Source organism: Paenibacillus silvestris (genome assembly GCF_009882985.1).
In the GTDB taxonomy this organism is placed as follows: Bacteria; Bacillota; Bacilli; order Paenibacillales; family NBRC-103111; genus Paenibacillus_E; species Paenibacillus_E silvestris.
This window is the reverse complement of record NZ_WTUZ01000040.1, coordinates 199,481-222,898: the sequence shown is the minus strand read 5'-3', so window position 1 is coordinate 222,898 and position 23,418 is coordinate 199,481. Positions and strand designations below refer to the sequence as shown.

Genomic DNA, 23,418 nt, shown 5'->3' with positions numbered 1-23,418 from the left:
TATTCTGATGTTATAATTAAGGGGTGCTTTGACATGACAACCTTTTGGTAGGAGGCAACGAGATGTGGAAGGTTGCAATCATTGATGATGATCGCCAGGTGCTCAAAGGTATGAAGCAAGTCATTCCTTGGGAAGAAATTGGAGCCGAGCTGGTTGGAGAAGGTCTGAATGGAGAGCGTGGATTAGAACTCATTCGAGAGAAAAAGCCTGATATCGTTATAACAGACATCTATATGCCTGTTATGAGTGGAATGACCATGATAGAAACATTACGGAAAGAGAGCTTTGAAGGTAAGATTCTTATTCATAGCGGTTACGCTGATTTTGAAGTGGCTCGTCAAGCACTAAGGCTTCAAGTAGAGGATTATTTATCAAAGCCGGTCTCTAGGAATACAATTACAGAAGTGCTGCTGCGAACGATTTCGGCCATTGAGTTTGATATTCAATCAAAGAATGAGCAGGAGAAACTAAGAGGTCAAATTGATGAATATGAGCCATTTGTGCGGAAAGAGCAGCTGAAAACAGTGGTAACGGGGACGGCTAGCAATTGGAATGAGATGACGCTTCTATGTAAGACCAGAGATGATCAGAGTCATATCGTCCTAGGCATCGAGATTCTAAGAACGTCGAGAATTTCGGATGTCCGGACACAAGATCGATTGTTATTTCGATTTGCGATCAACAATATTATGAAAGAAATTCTCCAAGCAGAGAAGAGATCTTATGATTATGTTGAATTACATGGTTATCATGCGGCTTTAATTCTTCATTTTGAGAAGAATGCACGTTATTCGGAGCATATTGAGCATATAAGAACTATTGCCAGAAAAATCATTGATTGTGTACAAGCCTATCTTGATATTACGATTCGGATTGGCATCGGCAGATTTACAGAAAATTGGTCCAATCTATCGGATTCATTGGAAGAGGCTTTTCAGCCACTGGTCCCTGATGTCAGAGTTCTGCAATCAACAGGTGTCTTTGAGTATGAAAGCACAGAACACTCCCAATATAGTCACATCCAGAAGACGACTAAACCGATCAAGTTTTATCAACAACTCATTGAGGACATCAAAACAACACAAGGCAAGAATGCCGAGAAGATGATTGAAAGCTATATGGCTAACTTAAGGGTAAGCGCAATCCCTCCGCGATTTAGCTTGCTTGGCTCACAATTTTGGGCAATTTTCAGCTTTGCGCTTGTCGATGAGGATATCCGGTTGACGGAGATCTTTCAGGATCATAGTATGGAAAGCGAATTGAATAAAATATTTACGTTTGACCAGTATGAAGCATGGTTACACAGCATTATTCAGCGAATCTGTATGAATCAGCATTGGCAAGAAAGCTTCAAGCATAAGATGGCTATCGATTTCATCAAACAATATATCCGTGAGAACTATGCGAATGATATTACAATTGCAGAGCTGGCTGATAAAGTGTATATTTCTCGGAATTATTTAAGTCAGATATTTAAGAACGCTACAGGAGAAACGATTAACAACTATATCATCAGTGTGAAGATGGAAGAGGCCAAACGGCTTATTTTGGAAAGAAAATATAAAATTTATGAGGTCGCAAATAAAGTAGGATACAACAATATTCCTTATTTTAGCACCACTTTTCGAAAATACTTTGGTATCACACCTGCCGAATTACTGACATAAAGGGCGGAATGGCGAATGAAAAAGATGTTCAAAAGATACCGAATTGATTATTTGCTTTTTGGAGGTTTAACAAGTTTTGTCCTCATTTTGCTTACGATTGTCATCTTCATAACCTATACCCTTTCGACCAAAGAAATGGTGCGGTTAACGACTTATTATCAAAAAGAAAATTTGAATGAATTATATAACAAGATTGAAATTCAAATGCGAGCGATTGAACAAATTTCATTGGCAACCACGAGGAATATTGTAACTACTGAATATTCGGATACGACGAATGATTCCTATGCCAATTATCAGAAGCGTGAAGAGCTTGAATCATTTTTGAGTAATATTGCCTATTCAACGCCTATTATTCAATCCATCGATTTCTATACGGGGAATGCATTTCCTTCCAAATCTCAGAGTCTTGTTTCATTTATTGATATTAATCAAGCCAAGGATCAAAGCTGGTATGAATCGGTTGAAAATGCAGACTTTGCCTGGATAGGCCAACATGCCATTGCTTCCAATCAAGGCCGAATAGAAGTCATTAGCTTCGCACGCAAGATTTATTCGAACAGCGGGAAATACCAAGGCTTCATGATGCTTAACTTGAAAGCGTCATCAATTCAAAAGCAAATCAGCGGCGAAGTCCCTACGTCCAATCGGATCCTCTTAGATTCAGGAGGGAGGGTTATCACTTACATTGGTGATCCCTCGTTACCGACGAAGATTAAGTCCTATCTCCTGGACATGAATAATGAGAGTGGTTATATCAAAGTTGGGCTTCCTGGCAGCAATGAATCGGCAAGCTCCAAAAAGAATACCTTAATGGTGTGGGCAACGCATTATAATTCCAGTTGTATGCTCGTTCAGCTCACGCCACTCAATCAAATCACAAAAGGCAGTGTTCATATTTCAGCAGTTTTATCACTTGTTGGTGCTTCGGCGATTCTGATTGCTTTATTATTTACGCTGTATTTTTCCAATCTATTTATTACGCCGATCCGCCAATTGCTCCACGAAATGGGGCGCTATACGGCTAACACGAGTAAAGTGAATTTGCCAGAAGATTATCATAATGAATTTGGTGTTTTATTTTCAGGATATCGGAAATTAATAGAGCGGATTAAGTCGTTATATGTTTCTTTGGAGAACCAATACAAAGAACAAAAGAAAGCAGAAATCAAAGCGCTTCAAGCAATGATAAACCCACATTTTCTGTACAACACGTTAGATCAATTAAACTGGATGGCACTGACGGCTGGACATGATAAATTAAGTCAGATTCTTGAGCTGATGGGGAAAATGTTTAGAATTGGACTATCCAACGGCGAGAGTCTGATTACGATTCGCGAAGAGTTTACCCACGCGCTGTGTTATGTGCAAATCCAGCAACTGCGCTGGGAGGAGGGCCTGACGGTTTCTGTCGATCTGGCAGAGCATCTGCAAGAATGGTACATCCCCAAAATGACGCTGCAGCCGTTTATAGAAAATGCCATTATGCATGGATTCAATGAGCGATTAACCGGTAACATCACTATCAGCGCAAAAGAAGCCCAAGGCGAAGTGATAATCCAAATCACGGATGACGGCGCCGGGCTGAAGATGAACTGGAATGCCCAGCGGGAAGGAAATACGGGCGGGTATGGGATTCGAAATGTCAAAGAGCGTTTCGAAGCTTTTTTCGGGACACGATACCGAGTTGACATTGCGAATAATTCGCAAGGCAGCGGAACGACGGTAACGATTCAATTTCCTGCGTTAACATATAAGCAAGAAGAGATGAACGTCAGTCTAGAAACAAGTATCCCATGAACTTGAGATGGGTGTAATTCGTGGAGATGAGGTGCAAGGATATGCGTGAACCTAAGCCGTATTGGCGAGATGTTCCAATGGAACTGCGGAAACAAGTGGAAGAGAAAGTCGAGGGCTCAATTCGAACGGCTACTCGCGTGTTTGGAGGTTATGGGCCTACGGCAACGTTTCGTATTTTTTTGGAAGATGGGAGAACGTTATTTGCCAAGGGAGCAGGGCAGGGTTCACTGGCAGAGAATTGGAGAGTGCTTCCGATAGAGGAGGCTGTGTATCGTGAGGTGAGTGCGATTGCCCCAATTTCACCTCGCTATTATGGGTCAGTAAGTACGCAAGGATGGCATCTTTTACTACTGGAGGATTTAAAAGAAAGCAAAAAAGTGCCAACTTGGACCGAGACATTGGCGTTTCAAGCTATGCGAGATCTAGCCCAATTTCACGTACGTGGACTCTCCGAGGCTGATAAGGTCGAAGGCATGTCAGGCCGAGGTGTAACAGAAAACTGGCTTTCTATTCAAAAGAGCAGCGAAGAAAGAAATTATTTTCTTGAACTGTATGACGAGAATAGAGAAGAAGCGGAGACTTGGCTTGATGCGGCTATTGATGTTGTGATTCCTATCGAGGCGGAACTTATGCGTCCAGACCAACCTTGGGGATTGATCCATAAAGACATACGATCGGATAATCTTCGATTCAGAGAGGGAAGTTTGGTGTTATTTGATTGGGCATTGGCCTGCAGAGGCCCTTTACTATTCGATGTTGGCTTTTTCTTTCCGAGTCTGGAAGGGGAGGGAGGGCCACCAGCCGAAATTTTATTGCCTGTTTACAGACAGGAAATGGCTGATCACGGCATTGTATTCCCCGAATATGCGGAACGAGCTGTTGCCGTTTGCTCAGCAGGTTTCTTTGCTACAAGAGCAGGGAAACCACCAATCCCACAGCTCCCGCGGCTTCGATATATTCAGTGGTTACAATTGGGTCCTGCATTACGATGGATGTCTAGTGTACTTGGGCTGCCTCAACCGCCGAAGCTGCCTCCGTTGAAAGATGTATAGCTCGGTAGAAAGCGGCTGTCCCCGCATGCCATTAAATGTCCGCGGGATAGCTAATTTTAAACTTTTGGGAGCGTCTCTTTAGATGAACTGGAAATACTACCGCTAAATCGAGGGATACCCCACTACAGGTACCAATAAATGGAATTCCTCCTCCTAATGCGGACGGTTGAGCTTGGATACAGGGTTCTAGGAGTGAATTAACTGTAATTTTTCCAATTATTGGTTGAATTTAGCGGAGTTTCGCGTGAAATACAGGGAGTTTTTCCCGTTATTCGATTCACAACCATAAGAAAGAGGCTTTCCCAAGTCATCTTATGACCACAGGAGCGCCTCTTTTTTGTACTTATTGGGGAAAACTTATTCGAACTGAATTAGTAAGGTTCTGCTTCATGTCCTTTTTCTACAGCTTGCTCAGGAGCTTTGTCACCGTTTTTATTGCCAAGATTTTTTTGACTTGATCCTTCGTTGGATGCTCTCTCTAAGCCTTCCCTTAACCTACGACCGTACTCCGCATCCGCTTCTTCTGCGAGGGCAATCATTTTATCTTGAATCCTACGATCACTGCGGGAGAGATCTCCAATTAAATTCGAAAGTAATTCGTCTTTTTCCCAAGCCTCGAAGTTTCTGAACGTTTCACCAGCTTGCTTCGTATTGTTATTCCGGTCGATGGATTGGCGCACCAAGTTTCCTTGAATATACGGCGTATGCTCTTTACCTGGCTGCTTGTCCTCTTGGAGCCCGCCTAAGATGGAGGGTTCATAATTAATATGGGGATTCTGACCTGGTGCAAGATCAACTTTGTATTGCATAAGTCCGCCTCTTTGATTCGTAGCTACTTGTTTCTTGGGCGCATTGATCGGCAGCTGCAAATAATTGGCGCCAGCACGATGACGCTGCGTATCCGAGTACGAGAACGTGCGTCCTTGAAGCATTTTATCATCTGAGAAATCAAGGCCGTCAACCAAAACGCCTACACCGAATGCAGCTTGCTCCACTTCCGTAAAATAATCTTCTGGATTTCTATTGAGCGTCATTTTACCCACTGGAAGCCATGGAAATTGATCATTCGGCCATAGCTTCGTATCATCTAACGGGTCAAAATCCAATTCAAGGTGCTCTTCGTCACTCATGATTTGTACAAGCAACTCCCATTCCGGGTAGTCGCCCCGCTCGATGGCTTGATACAAATCTTGTGTAGCGTGATTGAAATTTGTCGCCTGAATTTCGCTCGCTTCTTTTTGCGTCAAATTCTTGATGCCTTGCTTGGGTTCCCAATGATATTTCACGAGAACAGCTTGGCCTTCGCTGTTAACCCAACGATACGTATTCACACCAGAGCCTTGCATCATGCGATAGTTGGCTGGAATCCCCCATGGTGAGTAAACAAAAGTCACCATATGGAAGGTTTCCGGGGAATTCGAACAAAAGTCGAAGAAGCGCTCGCCATCTTGCAGGTTCGTGATCGGATCTGGCTTGAAGGCATGGACCATATCGGGAAACTTCATGGCATCACGAATGAAAAATATTTTCAGATTATTACCAACTAAGTCCCAGTTACCGTCTTCTGTATAAAACTTTACCGCGAACCCGCGTGGATCACGAAGCGTTTCTGGCGAGTGGGTTCCATGTATCACCGTGGAAAAGCGAACAAATAGCGGTGTTATTTTACCTTTTTCTTGGAACAATTTCGCGCGCGTATATTTGGAGATGGGTTCATCACCAAGCGTACCATAGGCTTCAAATATGCCATGAGCTCCAGCGCCGCGGGCGTGAACAACTCGCTCTGGGACACGCTCCCGATCAAAATGGCTGATTTTCTCGATAAAATCATAATTTTCAAGTGTTGCTGGCCCGCGATTACCTACGGTCCTAATGTTTTGGTTGTTCGTAATGGGATGTCCTTGTCGATTGGTCAACATGTTGTTCGGTTGTTGACCTTCTTGCACGTTCGATGGATCGATTGACATACATGTAAACCCCTTTGTTTGTAATTTTCCAATTTTGTCCTTTTTAGTATTGAATATCAGCTAATTTTTATTCAAAAAGATGAAGTGAAAAGGAAAATATTTGAAGACGTCAAATTAGTAAATGTTAGCACACAACATATGTTGGAGGGATGTTATGAATCCTATACAAAATAAAATTGGTGGAGTTTTCATTCCAGTCAGCAACATCGAACATGCTCGTGATTGGTATTGCGATATGCTAGGCTTACCCGTGGATGGAGACATATTATTCGGGCATATTTATGTTTTACCTATGGAAGGATCGAGTATTGTTTTGGATAGCAAGATTTACGCTCCTGATCACGTATATCAAGTTCCTGCGTTTCAATTACGCACACATGATATTGTTCAAGCCTACGCATTTATGAAAGAAAAGAAAGTTCAATTACTGACGGAAATTCAGAATGATCATTGGTTTAACTTCAAGGACCCTGACGGTAATGTTTTAATGATATGTAAGTAAAGTAAAACAAGCCAAAACTCCCTTATCCTCAGGATTAGGGAGTTTTATTTGTATGTTCGATCTACAAGAAGACATGATCATTTCATAGAAAGTCATCATCTGCGTGTATGCCAATTTAGATGAGAAAGTCGTAAGCTATTACTAAGAAAGGAGGCGGTTGTTATGTTGACAGATCAGGTTTTCGCGGGAAGTGTCTTTCTTGCAGGATTGCTTTCTTTTTTCTCACCGTGTATCTTGCCGCTGCTGCCTGTCTTTATTGCTCAACTCGGTGGCGTTACGCCAGGCAGTGATGCGAAAGCAGTCAAATTAGGAAGGATGCAGATTCATCCTCATCTAATTGGCAACACGTTGTTTTTTATATTAGGTATTTCATTCGTCTTTGTTTTACTTGGTTTTGGAGCTGGAGCCATCGGTAATGTCATTAACACTTCGTGGTTCATTATCATTTGCGGAGCCATCGTTGTCGTATTCGGAATCATTCAAACAGGCGTATTTAATCTACTTTTTATGCAGCGTGAGAAAAGATTGCATATTAGTACGAGTGGCAAAAAGGGTTTCACATCGGCATTTGTACTGGGCTTTACATTCAGCTTCGGATGGTCGCCATGTATTGGCCCGATCTTAGCCGCGGTGCTCAGCTTGTCTGCAAGTGAAGGTTCTTCTCTGCAAGGCGGCGGTTACATGCTCATCTATGCGCTAGGTCTTGCTATTCCGTTCCTTATTCTTTCCCTCTTTTCGGATTTGTTGGTAGGACGATTAAGAGCACTCAATAAACACATGCCTAAACTAAAAGTTATTTCTGGTATTCTGCTCATTGTGATGGGCGTGCTGCTTATGACGAATAATCTGAACTCGATTGTGTCTATATTCTAATGAATGGTTGGAGGTTGTGTGATGATGAAAATAAAATGGTTACTCGCCAGCGTGATTGTGCTTTCTCTATTTGTACTTGCTGCTTGTGGAGACAAGGTCGCTACGAAGACAACGCAATCCGCGTTGAATTCAGGTCAGGCTGCCCCGATGTTTGCTCTGAAGGATCTGAAAGGGAATAAAGTCGAATTGGCTAGTCTAGCCGGTGAGAAAGTATACGTGAAGTACTGGGCTTCTTGGTGTTCTATCTGTCTGGGTGGGTTGGAGGAATTGAACGAATTAGCCGGCCAAGACAATGGTTTCAAAGTAATTACAATCGTTAGTCCAAATTATAAAGGAGAGCAATCCTCTAAAGAATTTACAGAGTGGTTTAATGGGCTGCATGATGAGCAAAAAAGCAACTTAACGGTGCTGCTCGATGAAGATGGAAAATGGGCTCAGAAATTTGGGGTAAGAGGTTATCCTTCTTCTTATTACATTGGTTCTGATGGGATTCTCGCTAAGTCAGTGCCAGGTCACAATTTTAATGATGCGATTATAACAAATTTCAAGAAAATCTCTTGATTAATCATTGTAAAAGAGGAGGAAATGATATGAAAAGATTTCTGTATGTAAGTACCTTGCTGATACTATTATTTGCTACAGCATGTGCCAATTCAATTGGCATCAGCGGTGATTCGAAAACCGCGGGATCCTCATCAGCGAAATTAGCGAAGAATGAGCCAACGACGACAAGATCCGAAAATCCTAATGATAAGATTGATTACTCGAATAGTAAGCTGCAAACCATCTATTTGGCTGGTGGCTGTTTCTGGGGCGTTGAGGCTTTCATTTCCCGAATTCCAGGCGTACAGGATGTCACTTCCGGTTATGCTAATGGCATAGGGGAAAATCCGACTTATAAGGACGTTGTTCGTGAAGATCGTAAATTTGCAGAAACGGTTGAGGTCAAATATGATCCGGCAAGAATTGAATTGTCCGATCTATTGACTTCTTTCTTTAAAATCATCAATCCGACAAGTGTGAACAAGCAGGGAAATGATGTAGGCATCAGTTATCGATCAGGGATTTATTATGTCAATGAAAGTGATGCCGCTGTTATTAATGAAGTCGTAGCCAAAGTGCAGACGAAATATGAGAAAAAGATCGTGACGGAAGTGCTGCCACTGACGAACTTTTACTTGGCTGAGGAAGAGCATCAGGATTATTTGGAAAAGCACCCGGATGGTTACTGTCACGTTGATTTAACCATTCTCGATGAGCCTGTTAAAGTAGACCCAACGAAATACACCAAACCTAGCAACGAAGAGTTGAAAGCGAAATTAACGGATCTTCAGTATAATGTAACCGTACTCGGAGGCGAAGAGAGAGCCTACTCCAATGAATATTGGGATACGTATGATCCAGGTATCTACGTCGATATCACGACTGGCGAACCATTATTCTCTAGTCGTGATAAATATGACTCCGGCTGCGGCTGGCCAAGTTTTACGAGACCTATTGACCCTGATGTGGTAACTTATGAAAAGGACACTAGGTATAATATGGTTCGTACTGCGGTCAAAAGCCGTGTAGGCGGCATTCATCTTGGACACGTGTTCGACGATGGACCTGCCGAGTCGACAGGTAAAAGATATTGTATCGATAGTGCCTCCATCCGGTTTGTCCCACAGGACAACATGCAAACGGAAGGTTACGGATATCTGCGTTCGAGCGTTGAATAAATCTGGAGGTAAAGTCTGATGTACAAATTGTTACTAGTGGAGGATGAAGAGTTAATCAGGAATGGTATTAGACGGTTAATGCCGTTCGAGAAATTTAACATAACGGAAATTATCGAGGCGGGGAACGGTGAGGAAGCGTATAAGCTTTTCCTTGCTCATCGTCCCGATATCGTCCTGCTGGATATTAATATTCCAAAAATGAACGGGCTTGACTTTGCCAGAAAAGCGAAAGAGATGAAGCCAAATGTCAAGATTGCTGTTATCACAGGCTATGATTATTATGATTACGCGGTTACTTCCTTGAAAATTGGCATCGATGACTACGTTCTAAAGCCTGTCTCTAAGGAAGACGTGTATGAAGTCCTGCAAAAGTTAGTGGGTAAGCTTCAAAGTGAACAGCAGCAATCCGAACTGCAAAGTCTTGTAAGTGATTATAAATCGACACTGCAAGCATCCGATGAATCGGATAACAAGGCATCTATAGCCAAAATTATCGACGAGAATATCGCTAATCCAGAGTTCTCTTTGGCTAATCTTGCGGATCAGAAAGGGTTTAGCACGGGTTACATGAGTGTCCTTTTCAAAAGATTGTTTACTATCGCATTTCAGGACTATTTGATAGCAGCCAGACTAGAACGTGCTAAGCTTCAGCTTCTAGTGTCTGATTTGAAAGTTTATGAAATCTCAACAGCGGTAGGATTTGATAACCCGAATTACTTTAGCGCCGCGTTCAAAAAGAAATTTGGGATGTCCCCGCTGCAATACCGGGAAAGGATTAAACACTCGTGATGAGATTTCCTCGCTCTCTGCAGTCTCGCATTTCATTCGTTTATATGCTAATTAGTCTAGTAACCATTGGAATTATCGGTACTGTCTTGTATGTCGGTATTTCTCGCGTAGTTATGAACGATTCCATTCAATCATCACAAATGGCAATTTCCAAAAGCGGGACTTTTGTTGGAGCTTATATTGATCGACTACTCGTCTTATCCAATGTGCTTGCTAACAATCCGCAGACTATCAAAACGCTGGCCTCCCCAACGAAAGAAGGGGAGAAAGATGAGATGCAGCTTATCAAGACGGTGCTGATGTCGGATTCTTATATTAAGTCCGTTGTGGTCATCGGTAAAGACGGATATATGTTGTCGAATGAAACGAAACTGAACATGCAGCGATCATCCAATATGATGACTGAGCCTTGGTATGTAGAAGCAATCAAAGGTAAGACGCCTGCACTTTCCTCAGCCCGTATGCAGGAATTTGCGATGGACAAGGACAAATGGGTGATCTCCATGAGCCAGGAAGTGAAAGATGAGAACAATCGCAACCTTGGCGTTATCTTATTGGATATCGAATACAATGGCATTGATGATTATTTGAAGGATTTGGATCTGGGAAGCAAAGGTTTTGCTTTTATCATAAATAGCCATGGCGGAATTGTTTATCACAAAGATCCAACTTTTTTTGTTGATCCAGCGAAGCAAGAGCATTTAAGAAATATCAGTATGTCAGCTAATGGTTACGATAAAGCACAAAATTTACTTGTGCACAAAACACAAATTGCCAACTCCGATTGGACATTAGTTGGTGTTAGTTCCCTGGATGGCTTGCTGCAAATACGCGGCCAAATGCTTAGATCTTTCGCAATCGTGGGAATAGGCCTGTTGATCCTTATTATTACGGTGTCCCTTCTTATTGCCAAGAGCATTACGCGGCCGATTCATCGATTGGAGCAGGCGATGCAAAAAGTGCGGACAGGTTCCTTGGAAGTAAGCGTGCCTGAATCCGGAGTGACGGAAGTACAGGGACTTGCTCAACATTTCAATCTGATGGTTTCTGAAGTTCGTAGATTGCTGAAGGAAATCGAAACGAAGGAAAAAACGCTCCACGCTTATGAATTAAAAGTGCTGCATAGCCAAATTAATCCTCACTTTTTATATAATACTTTGGATACGATCGTCTGGATGGCTGAGTTTAATGAAAGTGAACGTGTCATATCAACGACCAAAGCATTGGCTAAATTCTTTCAATTATCGTTGAGCGGAGGTAGCGAAATGACGACGATTGAAAATGAAATGAATCATGTCGCCCAATATTTATTTATTCAAAAAGAGCGATATGGCGATAAACTTCATTATCAACTCGATTTCGATCCAGCGCTTGCGGTTAAAGTAATTCCAAAAATCATTTTGCAGCCCATTGTGGAAAATGCGATATATCACGGCATCCGGGAAAAAGAAGGATCTGGTTTCTTGGAAATAAGTTGTGACTACACGGATGATGGGCATGTGAAGTTCATTGTGAAGGATGATGGGGTGGGCTTCGATCCATACCTCCAAAGCCGGAATAAGGACATAGAGTCAGCTTCTTCACTGCCCAAATTAGGCGGTGTTGGCATCAACAATGTAGATGAACGCTTAAAACTTACCTATGGCAAGGAATATGGGGTTCATATCGAATCTCGTCTGGGTGAAGGAACGACAGTAACGATAATCATACCGTGACAATAGGCAAGTAAACTCATCAGGAAGGGAATTGATTCTTGTGAACAAATCTAAATTAATGGTAAACTTTGTAGTAGTTGTACTGCTCATCGCACTTTTAGGAACAGTATATACCGAAATAGATGCTTGTTTTTTGAATAATTAATCGACAACGACGGATGAGGGGAAATGAGCGCATATGATCGAATTTGAACGGATCCATCATGTAAGCTTAGCTGTTAGAGACTTGGAGAAAGCAAAGAAATTTTACTCGGACTTGTTTCATTTTCAAGAGATTGAACGGCCTCCTTTCAAATCAAATGGTGTATGGTATGCAATTGGGAATCAGCAGCTGCATCTGCTGGAGCACCCGAATGGTGAAACGCTCCGCACGAGCGCCATTGATTCGGTAGATGGCCACTTTGCTTTATGGGTCAAAAGCTATAAAAACACGATTGAATGGCTTGAACACATTGGCGTGCCTTATGAAGCAAGACCTGAGAGTGTGGCTGGATTTGCACAGATTTATATCCTAGATCCTGACCATAATATCATCGAGTTTGATGCAGCTTATGACTCTTAACAAGAACAAATATTAAAAAAAGAAGAGGCAGTCCCAAAGTCATTTAATGACCAAGGGGTGCCTCTTTTTATTTTACTTATAAGATTGCTTCTCGTAGGAACAAAGGGAAATATTCCCGTTAATTAATGCAATAAAGTAATTTTTTAATGAATAAATGGAGTTTCTCCAGCTAATGGGACGATAGTGCTAGAAAATAGCCTTCACCGAGCAAATTAACAGGATTTTTTCCAGTTAAATGGAATTATAAGCTGTGTACGTTTGAAATAACGGTAGAAATTCCCTTTAATTATTACAAGCAGCTGAGCGGAAGATGTATCTCACGTATAAATCGTTCAGAGAAGGTGTAACTATTTATTATATGGCGACAAATCTAAGGATTTGAATAAGGAAAAGTCTTCTAAGAACGACGACACCTCGATTATTCATAAATCTGAGAACAATGGAATTCCGATTTCTGGAAACAACACGACCATTAAAAACGGTAATGAACCCATTGGCACTGCGGTAAACAATCCCATAAAAGTGGTTGAGTAATAAAGTCATTTCTATCATTCCTTTCTAGCGTTGATACTTTAGGATATGCGAAAATAACTCGTCTGCGAGGGCTAATTTAATAGATTAGTATGGAATTATGATGCAATCCGTTTATTTAACCGCGGCATGACACCTACTTCATATAAGGATTGGCATATGTTATGGTTAGAGCATAATGAAACTGAATGAGCAGGTAATTGATTCCGTTAATAAAAGTTTGTGATGAAAGGTGGTATTTCAGCGATGCCTTTTAATCCTCGCATCTTAATTCTTACGGCTAGCTACGGGAATGGACATATTCAAGCTTCTAAAGCGCTGCAGCAGCAGTTCTTCCGACAAGGTATTGAGCAAGTGAAAATTGTTAATCTCATGAAGGAAGGCCATCCATGGATTTATTCAATCACTTCCTCGTTGATCAGCAAAAGCACGAAAAGTTCAAAGCTTGGCATCGACTATTATGGCTGGAGCTATTATTTGACACGTGAAACGAAAGAAACCGCTCTATTTCAGAAATCAATGACCTATTTGGGTCAAAAGAAATTGAGAGAACTTATACAGAAAGAACGACCAGATGTTGTGGTCAATACGTTTCCTTTTGGGGCCGCTCCAATTGTTTGTAGTTCAATGGGTGTTAAGAATTTTACCGTACTTACAGATTACGCGTTGCACGCAAGTTGGCTGCATCCCAAAGTCGATCGCTATTATGTGGCAACGGAAGATTTGAAGCAACAAATTATTTTTAAAGGTTATAGCAAGGATCGAATAGTCGTTAGTGGAATTCCGCTGAAACAAGAGTTCGCAACAGCGAGCATTCGTGAGCAATCTCAGTCTCTGCAAAAGAAGATCATACTTATCATGGCTACGGAAAACGGAGTGAGTAGTTATCTGGATGAAATGTTGGATACACTGCTGCTTCTGCATGACTGTCAACTAGTCGTAATTTGTGGTCATAACAAGAAGTTAAAGGATCGACTTCAGGTGGAGTTTGCAGCGTACAAGGAGATCACCATTCTTGGTTTTGTAGATAATGTTCATGAATGGATGCGAAGAGCCGAATGTATTGTGACGAAAGCGGGAGGCTTAACGTTGACAGAGGCCATTGCCTCAAGATTGCCTGTTTTTGTGTATAAACCAAATGGGGGTCAAGAGAAAGAAAATGCCTTATATTTATCCAGGTTTGGCGTAGCTTCAATTGCCAATAAGATGGAAGATTTTTATATACATATTCAGCAATTCATTCAGCATCCAACTAAAAGCAGAGACATGCGTGCTCGAATGGGAGCGTTGCAGAGAAATCAAGCAGCGGCACACATCGTAAATGACATGATGATGATTCTGGAGCATCAAATCATGTCAGCTTCAATTTAAAAATCGAAGATCAAAGCAAGGTCTATATGGTGTGAAAACCCAGGCGAATGGCAATACTAGCATAATTCAGGAATATCTTCTTGTTCCAAAGGCAGGTGAAGTGAAATGAATCATAATTCATTAATTATGTTAATCACCCATTACGGTTATGCAGGTATCTTTGTGTCACTCTTCATTGGCATTGTTGGTCTGCCGTTACCGATTGAGATTTTCCTGCTTGGTGCCGGTTATATCGCGGTAAAAACCGATCTACAAATAAGCGGTATCATTGGCTTCGCTTGGCTTGGCGCATGTGCGGGGATGACAGTGAATTACCTGCTTGGGCAACGAATTGGCTTGAAACGGATAAGCAAGGTGACGAAGTGGATCAAGATTCCCGAAAGCAGACTGGAAAGTTGGGCAGTACAGTTCACTAAGCATGGCGCGATCTTACTCTTAGTAAGCTATTATGTTGCTGGACTTAGGCATGCTGCTCCTTTCATAGCGGGGGCAACGAAAATGCGCTGGCCTAAATATATGAGTATTGCGTATTTTGGCGCGTTGGCATGGATTCTGGTTATTGTATTCCTCGGTCAGAAGCTTGGTAAAGCCTGGCACCATGTTGTTAGTCATCTTCATCATCCGATATGGCTTGTTATCGCGGCGGGGGTTGTGGGTCTTGGCTGGCTGGGTGTTAAGGTGATCGTTCGTCAGAAAAGTATAACGAGCTAGGTGGAAAAGAGAGAGAATAGGGGAACATTTGACGAAAGACTGCTTCCAAGATACATGGATTGACAATAAGCTTCTAATAACGAGTGGTTTGTTCGGAAAATAGTAGAAAATATTATTTCTGTGGAAATAGTAGAGAAAAAAGACACCGTTTTGGTGTCTTTTTCAATTGATCGAACTGGCGTCTGTGTATTTATTTGAAACTTCCTAAAGAAACAGATAATGAGAAGATACCATCTTTGTCGGAGTTAGAGCGAATTGTTATATCAGAAGCCATAGTTTCAGCATAAGCAACACTTATGTTGGAATTCTGATAACCTGAGGGGAATGTTTAGTCTGAGGCTTTATCCAAGGAGTCTGCTAAGAAGCAGCTCCTTTTTCATTCGACAAAACTGGTCGAAATGTGCCGATATTCGGCAGTTAACTAGTTCGTTAGACATATTTTGGAGGGCGCAGAGAGGGGAAAGGTCTCATAGGTAGAAAAAGGTAATTGACAAACTTTTTTACACCAAATGAGGGAGGTGAAGCACGGTGCTGCGACGCCCTGTACCTATTTTTATCCAGCTGTTGGCGGGGATGTTCCTGATTGCCGCTCTGGCGATTGCGCTTACAAATTTGCTGAATTACCGTATGACTTCTCAGATTGTGCTTAACCGTACCGCAAGCTATACCCAAGAATCTGTGGAGCAGCTGTCGGCCAAAATTGATGTTTTGCTGCGCCAATATGATCAGGCCTCACAAATGGTTGTGTTCGACGAAAAAGTGCTAGCAGCTCTACATGGCGCTGATACCCAAGTTTCAATCGACTTAAATCGGTATTTAGCAGAGAAAATACGTTATATTGCTGGTGATATGCTGCTTCACTTGTTCGACCGTAACGGTCATGCTTACGCTTCCAATGAATCTCTGCAGCTTTTCTGGCGGATGGCGGACGATGTAGCCGCCGTAAGCTGGTACAGCAAAATGCAAACGCTTGACGGACACATGCTGTGGGTATATGGACCTGCCTGGCGAGACGGGGAAATCCCGGCAATCATTGGAGCCCGGAAGCTGAAAGACCCGACAAGTCTGACACCACTCGGGGATGAGTTCATCGTGTTTCCGGTGGATAAAATCAACCGAATTATTGGTGAAACAGGCCAACGTATTGAGCGAAAGGTGCAAGTGATGGATTCCATCGGCAACATCGTGTACTCTACGGTCCCACGAGAAATCGGTACAGCTGCGGACGTAGGATTGTTCAGTAAATTCGGCAGGAATGCGCAGCCGTTCTTTGAATGGAAAACAAGAGAGGATCAGCGTGAAGTACTCGTGTCTTATGCTAAATCCTCGTACAGCGGTTGGACGACCATCGCCTACTTCAAGCCTGAGGCCGTCAACAGCGAAGCAACGCAAATATGGGCCCATGCCTTACTCACTATGGGAGCAGGCATCCTCATTGCATTAGTGTTTGTAACGTATTTTACATGGACACTAACGAAACCTATCCGGCTGTTAGCTGATGGGATGAATCGACTTCGTAAAGAGGGGGTTAAGCCGATTGATAAACCTTTTGCAAGTCGTGAAATCACTAGACTTTATGCCAATTATAATGCCTTAGTGGAGGAGCTGGAAGAAGTCGTTGAGCGGCTGTCTGAGCAGCAAATTACCGTCCAATGGGCGCAGTTGGTCGCATTGAAAGCACAGTTTCGGCCTCACTTCTTGTACAATTCGCTCAATCTGATTTACTGGACGATTGAAGACGAACGACCCGAGCAAGCGCAAGCCATGACTCTCGCGCTAAGTGAGCTGCTCCGTTATAGTGTCCACCCTTCGACGGATCTCGTAACGCTTGGTGAGGATATGGAGCAGCTGAACCGGTATTTGCTTTTGCAGCGAGCAAGATATGGCGAGAAGTTTCAGGTAAACATCGAGGTAGAGGATGGCTTGGAACAACAGCGAGTTATCCGACTCGTGCTTCAGCCTCTAGTCGAGAATGCTTTCCATCACGGCTTGGAACAGCAAGATGAGGGGGGATGGCTAGTCCGTGTACGCATATACCGACAGGATGGCATGGTGAAGTGCTCGGTAGAAGACAATGGCGTAGGGATGACGCAAGAGGCGCTGCAGATGCTCGAATTAGCGATCCACCAGGAACAAAGCTTCGAGAAACAGGGGCGGGGAATTGGACTGAGCAATCTGCATAAGCAGTTGCAGGCGTTCTTCGGTCCTAGCAGTGGAATTAGCCTATCCAAGAGTACATTAGGGGGGCTCCAGGTCATGCTGTCATTGCCGATTCACACCTCGGAGTTGGTCACAGTACCACCGATACTATCCAAAAAAGGAGGGACAGGTGCTGCCTAACTACCGAAAAGCAAGTCATAATGCCGCATGCGTAATTATATGGCTTATGTGTTTCCTATTATTGGCTTCGTGTGTCCCAAAATCAGCTTTGCCTAATGTGGAGGGAAGCCGGGCAAAAGTCGAAAAACTCCGAGTTTGGCTATGGCCGGGAAGCGGGCTTGAGAGACTTATTAAGAAATACATGGCCGAGCATCCCGAAGTGGATGTGGAGATTGTTACTTTTCAATTCGACGATGTTTTGCCGGGGCTAATGACGTCCCTTGCCACCAAGGCGGATACGCCAGATCTGGTTCTGCTTGAAACTTCGCAATTGAATCAAGTAAAGCGTTTCCAAGGTGAATTCTATAATCTCTATGATTATGGTGACGAGAGGGAGCACTATCTGGAGTGGAAATGGCGCCAAGCAGAAAGTAAGGATGGCGGATTCTTATTTGCGATGCCCGTGGATATTGGCCCTGTCGCTTTGGCGTACCGCCGGGACCTGTTTCAGCAAGCAGGGCTGCCAGTGGAGCGGGAGGAAGTGGCGAAAGCACTGACCAACTGGCGACAAATGGAACAAGCTGGTTTGGAAATTAAGAAGAAAACAGGTGCTTTCTTAATCGATAATTTGGCCAACATTTTTATGAGTTATCTAAACCAATTTGACGGTCATTATTTGACACCAATGGATCACGAACTCGATCCGCATGTGAAAGAAGCTTGGGATCAAGCTGTACACTTCCATAAGCTGGGGTTAAATGCAGGTCTCCCTTCGCAATCTACCGCTTGGGCTGCAGCTGCTGTAGACGGTAAGTTTGCCGTCGTTCTGGCACCATCCTGGCTTCATGGAGCTTTCAAGAAAGTTGCTCCTGCTACAGCAGGCGTCTGGGATCTGGCCCGAGCCCCGGGACTTCCGTCGAATTGGTCAGGGACATGCCTGGCTGTTCCACGGACGAGCCGGAATGCTCATGCGGCCTATGAGCTCGCACAGTGGCTTACAGCAGCGCCGCAACAACTAGACAATTTCATTGGCAGCGGGAATTTTCCTTCCACACCGGAATCCTACTCGACAAGAGAGTTTCTGGAGGTGCGTGACCCCTTTTTCCATGGTGCACCGGTTGGTCAGATTTACTCCTACGCCGCACTTCGTTACAAAGCAGCTTATAGCGATTATGAATATGAAGGGATTGAACGAATGATCAAAGATGGTCTGCGTCGTGTCGAATCAGAGGGAGCAGATCCAGATCGGACTTGGGATGATATTGTACGTCGATTCAATCAGATGAATACGGGAGGTTGACAGTGATGTTTACAGTGCTAGTCGTGGATGATGAAGCAAATGTGCGCCAGCCAGTATGTCGGACACTTTCTCGCTTCGATGGGATAGGAGAAGTATTGGATGCATCAAATGGACTTGAGGCAATGGCGATGTTAGAGCAGCAGAATGTCCATCTCCTCATTACGGATATCCGCATGCCTGCAGCAGATGGTCTGCAGTTAGCGGAATTTGCTCGAGAACATTCGCCTGGAACCGACGTATACGTACTCACGGGTCACGCGGAATTCGATTATGCGCAAAAGGCGATGGAGCATGGCGTACATGCCTATTTGCTCAAACCATTGTCCAAGGAAAAGCTCCGAGAGGTGTACATCGCATCGTATGAGAAGCATCGTCGCAAGCAAGAGTCCAAGCAAGTAAGCGTCATTAGAGAACGTGCGCTGTTGGAGAAACGTCTACATGATTTGCTGCAAGGAGTCCCTGTTCCGACCTTCGATGAAGGCTTGATTCCTTCCTACCAGAAGGTCATGCTAGTTTCCTTCTCAACCAAGGACCTAAGGTCATTAGGGGAAGCTTCGGTGCGGTATTTCATACGAGAGTGCGCTTATGAGGCATTCAGTCGTTTAGGGACGGCAGCGGTGTGTCTGGAGGACCGACTTGTCACTGTCGTATTGTTTGCGAATCAATGCGATCAGGAGGCTTGGGAGAGAGAGGTACAGGAAACATCGAAATGGATGGCAGCCAAGCTGCGAATCGAGGTCAAAACGGGGTATGGGGGAGCAACGAAGGACATCGGGGATCTGAGCTTGATGTACATACGCAGCATGATAAGTCTTGGTTTTTCGGAAATTACGCGTAAAGAAAGCGGTGGTGAATCGTTCCCGCCAATCATCAGAGCGCTTCTCGGTTATATTCACAAAGAGTATGCGGGTGCGGCGAACCTATCTGATTTTGCCCAACAGTACCAAATCAATCCCAATTATTTAAGTAATTTATTCCATCAGGAGACGGGGATGACTTATACGCACTATTTAACGCAGCACCGCTTAACGGAAGCTAAGAAATGGCTAAGAGATACGAATTTGAAGATCTATGAGGTGTGTGAAAAAGTAGGCTACAAGGACCCCGCATATTTCAGTCGGATCTTCAAAACATTCGAGGGGATAGCCCCAGGTGCTTATCGGACTGTGGACGGAACTTTCCTAACTTAAGTCCAAGAAATCGAAGATGCGTTACCTATACGCTAAGTCTACCTCTGTTTATACTAAATGTAAGGGCTTTCTTAATAGGCTCGAAATTTGAAGGGAGCGTTAATCGATGAAAAACGTGTCGAAGGGTAAGGCCTTAGGTATGTTAATGGCTTCTGTCCTCCTTCTCAGTGCTTGCAGCAGTGGTGGAGGAGCTCCGGAAGCAGTGAAAGCGGATGCGAAAGCAAGTGATGGCAAGAAAGTTCAATTGCAAATGTGGTTCTGGCAGGGCGCTTCATTCGAAAAGATCATACCAGAGTTTAACCGCACACATCCCAACATCGAGATCATTCCGCAAATCTACAAATGGGAAGACTCGCATAAAAAGCTTCTAACGGCTATGTCAGCCGGCTCAGGAGCTCCGGATATTGCGATGATCGATATTTCCCAATTGGATCAGTTTCTGAAATACCCTGATAAATTTAATGATCTGAATACTTTTGGTGCCAAGGAGTTGGCAAAAGATTACCTCGATTGGAAATGGAAACAATCCACTGTTGGTGAGAAGCAGCTTGGTCTTCCAACGGATATCGGCCCGATGGTGCTCTATTATCGGCAGGACTTATTCCAACAAGCGGGATTGCCTTCCGAGCCTGCTGACGTAGCAGCCAAAATCAAGACATGGGACGATTTCCTAGCTGCAGGCAAAACGCTAAAAGAGAAAACAGGGGCTGATATTTTATCCAATCCGAACGAATTATTCGGTGCCATTCGCGATCAGGGGGATGAATTGTACTTCGACAAGGACGATCAGCTCATCATTGAGAAGAATCCGCAAGTGAAGAAGGCATTGGATTATTTTAAGAAGGCTAGAGATATGGGCATTGCAGGCAGCTATGATCAAAAGAATGCTCTCCAAGAGTATTCCGCTGCACTAAACTCAGGCAAGATTGCCACATACATATCAGCGGCTTGGGGCCGGGGACATGTCGAGACGCGTGCTCCTGATACAAAAGGCAAATGGCGTGCAGCCAAAATTCCAGAAGGTACAGGCAACATGGGAGGTTCATTCCTAACCATTCCGAAGGAATCGAAATACGCGAAGGAAGCCTATACAGCTATTAGTTGGCTGATTTCTGCTCCTCAGCAGCTTGAAGTATTTAAACTATCTGGTAACTTCCCTTCAACACCATCCGTATATGGGGACAAGGCTTTCACAGAAACAGGCTATGAGTTCTGGGGCAATCAGAAGCTAGGTGTGCTGTACTCCGAGGTAGCTAAGGACGTAAAAGTACAGCGTAAAGGACCAAACTATCAAACAGTTGCGGATATTATTGGCGATGGCATGCAAGCTGTAGCTGTAGATAAAACGAAAGATCCGGATAAAGAGTTCTGGTCACTCGTCGAGAAGGCAAAAACGAAGTTGAAGAATAAATAAAGGCCAATAGGGGGCAATCTCGTTTCACTAGCCCATGGCGGTGATGGAAGCGAAATTGCTCCCTGAAGGTATATCTTATGAGGATAGGATGTGGAGCCGATGAAAGGGTTCAAAGCCCATCTGGCGCCCTACGTAATGATTTCACCGTTTTATATTCTCTTTATCGCTTTCAGTCTGTTTCCCATCCTGTTCTCGCTGTACTTAGCGTTTCATTCCTGGGATGGGCTCGGACCGATGGAGTTTGTAGGGCTCCGCAATTTTCGCAATCTATTAACGGACGATCCTGAATTCTGGACATCAGTGGGCAACACCTTTGTTATTTGGTTTCTGTCCACGGTGCCTCAGCTGTTCGCTGCGCTCGTGATTGCCTTTTTACTTAATGCAGCTTTTATGCGGTTTAAGGACTTTTATCGTGCAGTGTACTTTCTGCCCAATATTACTTCAATTGTAGCGGTTGCCATCATATTCGGCTCTTTTTTTGGAAGCCAATTCGGTCTCATTAACGGTCTGCTGCAGGCGATAGGCCTACCTCGCATTGAGTGGATCAATGATCCGTTTTGGGTGAAAGTTGCCATCTCACTCATGGTGATCTGGCGTTGGGCCGGCTATAACGCGATCATCTACTTGGCAGGTCTTCAGAGTATTCCGCATGATTTGTACGAGGCTGCTACAATTGACGGAGCTAGCCGGAAGCAGCAGTTCTTCAGCATTACATTGCCGCTTCTGAAGCCAATCATTCTTTTTACGGTAATTCTCTCGACAATTGGCGGTATGCAGCTGTTTACGGAACCGCTCATTTTGGTTGGCAATACCGGCGGAGCAACGAAAGGCGGACTAACGTTAGTGTTGTATCTGTATAATCAGGCATTTGGTAATCAAATGTTCGGTTATGCTTCCGCAGTTGCGTGGATGCTGTTTATCATTATTGGCATATTCTCATTCGTGAACTGGAAATTCGTCTCAAGAGGGGAGGGAGTCTGATGGTGCCATCGTCTTCCAAAGTAGCCTTCGGACGGGTAATCACTGGCATTTCTGTGAAAAAGACGAGAGCGCCAGGCACAATCTGGCTCCACGTTGTCATGATCACCGGGGCGATTCTATCCTTGTTTCCATTCTACTGGCTGCTTGTGATGTCCACAGCGACAACGGCTGATATGTTCCGTTTTCCACCTCGGCTTCTGCCAGGGGACCAGTTGCTCGTCAATATTGGAAAAGTGCTTGATCATGTTGGTTTCTTCCGTTCATTTGGCAACAGTCTGATCGTTGCTGGTACTCATATGCTGTTGGTGTTATTTTTCTGTTCTTTAGCGGGATTTGCCTTTGCGAAGTTCCAATTTCCAGCAAAAGCACCCTTGTTCTTCTTCTTGTTAGCGACGATGATGGTACCGCAGCAGTTAGGACTAATTCCACAATTCATCATTATGCAAAAACTTGGCTGGATCAATGATCTCAAAGCGCTCATCGTGCCAGGAGCGGCCAGTGCGTTCGGTATCTTCTGGATGCGGCAATATACAGCCTCTGTCGTGCATGATGAACTTATTAATGCAGGTCGTATAGACGGCTGCAACTCTTTCGATTTGTACTGGAGAGTGGCACTTCCAGTCCTGCGTCCCGCACTTGCAACTCTGGGGATTATCACTTTTCTCGGCTCGTGGAACGATTACTTATGGCCGCTTGTCGTTATTTCAGTGCAGGAAAAGTTTACCATTCAGATGTTGATTGCCTCTATGAACGGGGTATACAGCACGGATTATTCTATGGTCATGGCTGCTACGCTAATGGCTACCGTGCCGCTCATCATTGTTTTCTCTATATTTAGCCGCCAATTTATTGCCGGTCTTATGCAAGGCTCAGTGAAAGATTAATATTGTTTCTGTGAAGGCGTTCACTCTATGAGTGGACGTTTTTATTTATTCTTGTAAACCTGTATAAAT

General features: G+C 43.8%; 19 protein-coding genes. 18 read left to right on the top strand and 1 reads right to left on the bottom strand.

What is annotated here, in order from left to right:
• The first annotated feature begins 62 nt into the window (after positions 1 to 62).
• Genes GQF01_RS33000 through GQF01_RS32990 form a run of 3 tightly spaced genes read left to right on the top strand, consistent with a single transcriptional unit; the run spans position 63 to position 4,519 of the window.
• Positions 63 to 1,667 (top strand): response regulator transcription factor, encoded by a 1,605-nt coding sequence (locus GQF01_RS33000; RefSeq protein WP_161411408.1) that lies wholly within the window; start codon positions 63 to 65, stop codon positions 1,665 to 1,667.
• A 15-nt stretch (positions 1,668 to 1,682) separates the two neighbouring features.
• Positions 1,683 to 3,467 carry a cache domain-containing sensor histidine kinase gene (locus tag GQF01_RS32995; RefSeq protein ID WP_161411407.1) on the top strand — a complete coding sequence of 595 codons (1,785 nt, stop codon included), beginning with the start codon at positions 1,683 to 1,685 and terminating at the stop codon, positions 3,465 to 3,467.
• 41 nt (positions 3,468 to 3,508) lie between these two features.
• Entirely contained in the window at positions 3,509 to 4,519 is a 1,011-nt protein-coding gene (locus tag GQF01_RS32990; RefSeq protein ID WP_161411405.1) for an aminoglycoside phosphotransferase family protein, read from the top strand.
• Between the two features lie 371 nt (positions 4,520 to 4,890).
• Here the strand turns inward: GQF01_RS32990 and GQF01_RS32985 are convergent, their stop codons facing one another.
• Complete coding sequence (locus GQF01_RS32985; protein ID WP_161411404.1) at positions 4,891 to 6,486, bottom strand: catalase; 1,596 nt, start codon at positions 6,484 to 6,486, stop codon at positions 4,891 to 4,893.
• Between the two features lie 154 nt (positions 6,487 to 6,640).
• Here GQF01_RS32985 and GQF01_RS32980 point away from each other — a divergent pair, with 154 nt between their 5' ends.
• From GQF01_RS32980 to GQF01_RS32910, 15 genes are all read left to right on the top strand, one after another.
• Positions 6,641 to 6,988 carry a VOC family protein gene (locus GQF01_RS32980; RefSeq protein ID WP_161411402.1) on the top strand — a complete coding sequence of 116 codons (348 nt, stop codon included), beginning with the start codon at positions 6,641 to 6,643 and terminating at the stop codon, positions 6,986 to 6,988.
• Positions 6,989 to 7,150: 162 nt separating this feature from the next.
• Complete coding sequence (locus GQF01_RS32975; RefSeq protein WP_161411400.1) at positions 7,151 to 7,861, top strand: cytochrome c biogenesis CcdA family protein; 711 nt, start codon at positions 7,151 to 7,153, stop codon at positions 7,859 to 7,861.
• Positions 7,862 to 7,882: 21 nt separating this feature from the next.
• A complete protein-coding gene (locus GQF01_RS32970; protein WP_235960782.1) occupies positions 7,883 to 8,422 on the top strand; it encodes a redoxin domain-containing protein in 540 nt (179 codons plus the stop codon).
• A 29-nt stretch (positions 8,423 to 8,451) separates the two neighbouring features.
• A complete protein-coding gene (gene msrB, locus GQF01_RS32965) occupies positions 8,452 to 9,582 on the top strand; it encodes a peptide-methionine (R)-S-oxide reductase MsrB (protein WP_161411398.1) in 1,131 nt (376 codons plus the stop codon).
• Between the two features lie 18 nt (positions 9,583 to 9,600).
• Positions 9,601 to 10,371: a response regulator transcription factor gene (locus GQF01_RS32960; RefSeq protein ID WP_161411397.1), complete on the top strand. Its 771-nt coding sequence runs from the start codon at positions 9,601 to 9,603 to the stop codon at positions 10,369 to 10,371.
• Complete coding sequence (locus GQF01_RS32955) at positions 10,371 to 12,086, top strand: cache domain-containing sensor histidine kinase (protein ID WP_202556824.1); 1,716 nt, start codon at positions 10,371 to 10,373, stop codon at positions 12,084 to 12,086. Before GQF01_RS32960 ends, GQF01_RS32955 begins: the two co-directional genes overlap by 1 nt.
• Before the next feature lie 178 nt (positions 12,087 to 12,264).
• Positions 12,265 to 12,648, top strand: a complete 384-nt coding sequence (locus GQF01_RS32950; RefSeq protein ID WP_161411393.1) for a VOC family protein — start codon at positions 12,265 to 12,267, stop codon at positions 12,646 to 12,648.
• Positions 12,649 to 13,425: 777 nt separating this feature from the next.
• The gene (locus tag GQF01_RS32945) at positions 13,426 to 14,550 is read left to right on the top strand and encodes an MGDG synthase family glycosyltransferase (RefSeq protein WP_161411391.1); all 1,125 of its coding nucleotides are present in this window, start codon (positions 13,426 to 13,428) and stop codon (positions 14,548 to 14,550) included.
• A gap of 105 nt (positions 14,551 to 14,655) precedes the next feature.
• Positions 14,656 to 15,261: a DedA family protein gene (locus GQF01_RS32940; RefSeq protein WP_161411389.1), complete on the top strand. Its 606-nt coding sequence runs from the start codon at positions 14,656 to 14,658 to the stop codon at positions 15,259 to 15,261.
• Between the two features lie 528 nt (positions 15,262 to 15,789).
• The gene (locus tag GQF01_RS32935; protein ID WP_328803582.1) at positions 15,790 to 17,601 is read left to right on the top strand and encodes a sensor histidine kinase; all 1,812 of its coding nucleotides are present in this window, start codon (positions 15,790 to 15,792) and stop codon (positions 17,599 to 17,601) included.
• Between the two features lie 46 nt (positions 17,602 to 17,647).
• Entirely contained in the window at positions 17,648 to 18,880 is a 1,233-nt protein-coding gene (locus tag GQF01_RS32930) for an ABC transporter substrate-binding protein (RefSeq protein WP_161411388.1), read from the top strand.
• Between the two features lie 5 nt (positions 18,881 to 18,885).
• Positions 18,886 to 20,070 (top strand): response regulator transcription factor, encoded by a 1,185-nt coding sequence (locus GQF01_RS32925; protein WP_161411387.1) that lies wholly within the window; start codon positions 18,886 to 18,888, stop codon positions 20,068 to 20,070.
• A 106-nt stretch (positions 20,071 to 20,176) separates the two neighbouring features.
• A complete protein-coding gene (locus GQF01_RS32920) occupies positions 20,177 to 21,484 on the top strand; it encodes an ABC transporter substrate-binding protein (protein ID WP_161411386.1) in 1,308 nt (435 codons plus the stop codon).
• Positions 21,485 to 21,583: 99 nt separating this feature from the next.
• Positions 21,584 to 22,465, top strand: coding sequence for a carbohydrate ABC transporter permease (locus tag GQF01_RS32915; RefSeq protein ID WP_161411385.1), 882 nt, complete (start codon positions 21,584 to 21,586; stop codon positions 22,463 to 22,465).
• 98 nt (positions 22,466 to 22,563) lie between these two features.
• Complete coding sequence (locus GQF01_RS32910; protein WP_235960855.1) at positions 22,564 to 23,349, top strand: carbohydrate ABC transporter permease; 786 nt, start codon at positions 22,564 to 22,566, stop codon at positions 23,347 to 23,349.
• Positions 23,350 to 23,418 lie beyond the last annotated feature (69 nt).